At 69.8% G+C, this 805-nt stretch carries 1 protein-coding gene; it reads right to left on the bottom strand.

What is annotated here, in order from left to right; translation table 11 throughout:
* On the bottom strand, nt 1-805 hold an 805-nt coding region (gene purM / locus IE109_RS32835), incomplete at both ends, for a phosphoribosylformylglycinamidine cyclo-ligase (protein WP_189555005.1).

Raw genomic sequence — 805 nt, 5'->3', positions numbered from 1 at the left:
TCGCCGGCCACCCAGGCGTCCAGGCCCCGGTCGGCGAGGGTGGTCAGCGCCACGTCCACCGACTCCGCCGGCACCACGGCCATCATGCCGACACCCATGTTCAGCGTCTTCTCCAGCTCCAGCCGCTCCACCCGGCCCGCCCCGCCCACCAGGTCGAACACCGCGCCCGGCGCCCACGTCGACCGGTCGACCGCGGCGTGCAGCCCCTTTGGGATCACCCGCGCCAGATTCGCCGCCAGACCACCACCGGTGATGTGGCTGAACGCGTGCACCTCCGCCGTCCGGGTCAACGCCAGGCAGTCCAGCGAATAGATCCGCGTCGGCTCCAGCAACTCCTCGCCCAGCGTCCGCCCCAGCTCCTCCACCCGCTGCTCCAGACGCATCCCGGCCCGGTCGAACAACACATGCCGCACCAGCGAATACCCATTGGAGTGAAGACCCGAGGACGCCATCGCGATCACCACATCCCCCGTACGGATGCGATCGGCGCCCAGCAGCCGGTCCGCCTCCACCACACCCGTACCGGCACCCGCGACATCGAAGTCGTCCGCACCCAGCAGACCCGGGTGCTCGGCGGTCTCGCCGCCGACGAGCGCGCAGCCGGCCAGGACGCAGCCCTCGGCGATGCCCTTGACGATGGCGGCGACCCGCTCGGGGTGGACCTTGCCGACGCAGATGTAGTCCGTCATGAACAACGGCTCGGCGCCGCACACCACGATGTCGTCCATGACCATCGCGACCAGGTCATGACCGATCGTGTCGTAGACGCCCATCCGACGGGCGATGTCGACCTTCGTACCGACAC

This window comes from Streptomyces lavendofoliae (assembly GCF_014649735.1).
In the GTDB taxonomy this organism is placed as follows: domain Bacteria; phylum Actinomycetota; class Actinomycetes; order Streptomycetales; family Streptomycetaceae; genus Streptomyces; species Streptomyces lavendofoliae.
This window is presented reverse-complemented; position numbering and strand designations above follow the sequence as displayed.